3 protein-coding genes are annotated in these 2,545 nt (G+C 63.9%); all 3 read left to right on the forward strand.

What is annotated here, in order from left to right:
- A partial coding sequence (locus EOA22_RS30565) for a D-glycerate dehydrogenase (protein ID WP_164756046.1) occupies positions 1-662 on the forward strand: 662 nt, incomplete at its 5' end.
- 78 nt (positions 663-740) lie between these two features.
- A complete protein-coding gene (gene glyA / locus EOA22_RS30570) occupies positions 741-2,015 on the forward strand; it encodes a serine hydroxymethyltransferase (protein WP_013529884.1) in 1,275 nt (424 codons plus the stop codon).
- A gap of 319 nt (positions 2,016-2,334) precedes the next feature.
- Positions 2,335-2,545: porin (locus EOA22_RS30575; RefSeq protein ID WP_206521365.1), on the forward strand; the 211-nt coding region annotated here is incomplete at its 3' end.

A 2,545-nucleotide genomic window follows, 5' to 3' on the forward strand; every position in this document is an offset into this window, starting at 1 on the left:
TGTTGACCGATGCAACCGCCGATCTCGCCATGACGCTGCTTTTGATGTGCGCGCGCCGTGCCGGAGAGGGCGAGCGCGAGCTGCGCTCCGGCAAATGGACCGGCTGGCGGCCGACGCATCTCTGCGGCACCCAGGTCAGCGGCAAGACCGTCGGCATCATCGGCATGGGAAGGATCGGCCAGGCCATGGCCAGGCGCTGTCACTTCGGCTTCGGCATGGAGGTCGTCTTCTTCGACAGCCGGCCGGTTCCCCACCCCGGCATGCCGGCGCGGCAGCTGGCGACTGTGGACGAGGTGCTGGCGGCCTCGGATTTCGTGTCGCTGCATTGTCCGGGCGGTGGCGAAAACACCCGCCTCATCAACGAACGCCGTCTTGCCCGCATGAAGAAATCAGCCTTCCTGATCAACACCGCGCGTGGCGATGTGGTGGATGAGGACGCACTGGTCCAGGCGCTGCGTGAGCGTCGGATTACTGGTGCCGGGCTCGACGTGTTCGAGACGGAGCCGTCCGTGCCGCGCGCCTTGACGGAGCGTGAAGATGTCGTGCTGCTGCCCCATCTGGGTAGCGCCACCAGCGAAACGCGCATCGCAATGGGCATGCGGGTGATCGACAATCTGTCGGCCTTCTTCGAAGGCCGCACCCCGCCTGACGCAGTGAACTAGCTCCCCGTTTCAGTTCCAACACCAGGCATGGCGACGCCGAAAACCGTGTCCGCCTTTTGCCGCCAGGAGACGAGCAGAATGACCGGCTTTTTCCAGAGGAACCTCAAGCTCCAGGATGCGGTGGTCGCCGATGCGATTGCACGCGAGATGGGCCGGCAGCGGTCCGAAATCGAGCTGATCGCATCCGAAAATATCGTTTCGCCGGCTGTGCTGGAGGCACAAGGCTCGGTGATGACCAACAAATATGCCGAGGGCTATCCGGGGCACCGCTACTACGGCGGCTGCCAATATGTCGATCTGGCCGAAGCGGCTGCCATCGACAGGGCCTGCCGGCTGTTTGGCGCGGCGCACGCCAATGTGCAGCCGCATTCCGGCGCCCAGGCCAACGGCGCGGTGATGCTCGCCATGCTGAAGCCGGGCGACACCTTCATGGGTCTGTCGCTCGCCGCCGGCGGGCATCTGACGCACGGTGCCCGGCCGACACTGTCGGGAAAATGGTTCAACGCCGTGCAATACGGCGTGCGCCAGAGCGACTGCCTTATCGACTATGAGGAGCTGGAGGCCAAGGCGCGGGAAACACGGCCAAAGCTGATTATCGCGGGTGGATCGGCCTATCCGCGCATCATCGACTTCAAGCGCATCCGGGCGATCGCCGATGCCGTCGGCGCGCTGATGATGGTCGACATGGCGCATTTCGCCGGCCTGGTCGCCGGCGGCGTGCATCCCAACCCGGTCGAGGTCGCCGATATCGTCACCACCACGACGCACAAGACGCTGCGCGGCCCGCGCGGCGGTATGATCCTGACCAACAACCAGGACATCGCCAAGAAGCTGAATTCGGCGGTGTTCCCTGGCCTGCAGGGAGGCCCGCTGATGCATGTCATTGCTGCCAAGGCCGTTGCCCTGGGTGAAGCCTTGGAGGACGGGTTCAAGACCTATGCCCGGCAGATGGTGGCGAATGCCAGAAAGCTGGCCGCGACGCTTGGCGAGCGCGGATTCGACATTGTCTCCGGCGGAACCGATACGCATCTGCTGCTGGTCGACCTGCGCGGCAAGGGCCTGTCCGGCAAGGACGCGGAGGAGGCGTTGGGCAGGGCAGGGCTGACCTGCAACAAGAACGGCATTCCTTTCGATCCGGCGCCGCCTGCCGTCACCTCCGGTATACGGCTGGGCACACCGGCCGCCACCACGCGCGGTTTCGGCGAGGGCGAGTTTGCCCGTGTCGGCAATCTCATAGCCGACGTGCTGGATGCGGTCGGAACGCAATGGGGCGCCGAACAGGAGAAGGCGGCTCGGCGGTCGGTCGAGGAGCTTTGCGAGGCATTCCCGATCTACGAGCCCAGACCCGGTTGACCGTCCGGGGAGCGCGCCACAGGCAGATACATGGCTGCCGCGGACAGGGCATTAGCCACAGATATGGTTTTGCGTAGCAGCGCCATTCGTGACGAGTTGCGCCTGTCCTAACGTCATCGCGAAATCACCGCATACATCCACCGCCAAGTTTGTCGTCCGAGCCATTTTGCAAGCAATTTCCGTCGATTGACGGAAGTGGCGCCTTCGGCTGCGGACGGCAGGAGGAGCTTGGATCCATGGGTGCGGCGTTTTCCGGGGAGCGGGTTGCCAGCCTCGAAAGATACCCTGGCTTTTTTTGATCTTTTGAATGGAGAGGAAAATGAACATCAAGAGCCTTCTTTTCGGCTCAGCTGCGGCTCTGATCGCAGTTTCCGGTGCGCACGCCGCCGACGCCGTCGTTGTTGCCGAGCCGGAACCCGCTGAATACGTCAAGATCTGCGACGTCTACGGCGCTGGTTACTTCTACATCCCCGGCACCGAAACCTGCCTGCGCATCGGCGGCTATTTCCGCTACGACGTCGGCGTGGGTG

This window comes from Mesorhizobium sp. M7A.F.Ca.US.014.04.1.1 (genome assembly GCF_003998745.1).
Classification (GTDB): domain Bacteria; phylum Pseudomonadota; class Alphaproteobacteria; order Rhizobiales; family Rhizobiaceae; genus Mesorhizobium; species Mesorhizobium ciceri.

Coding starts and splice junctions, on each gene's coding strand:
- glyA (WP_013529884.1), top strand. CDS start 741: ATGACCGGCTTTTTCCAGAGGAACCTCAAGCTCCAGGATGCGGTGGTC.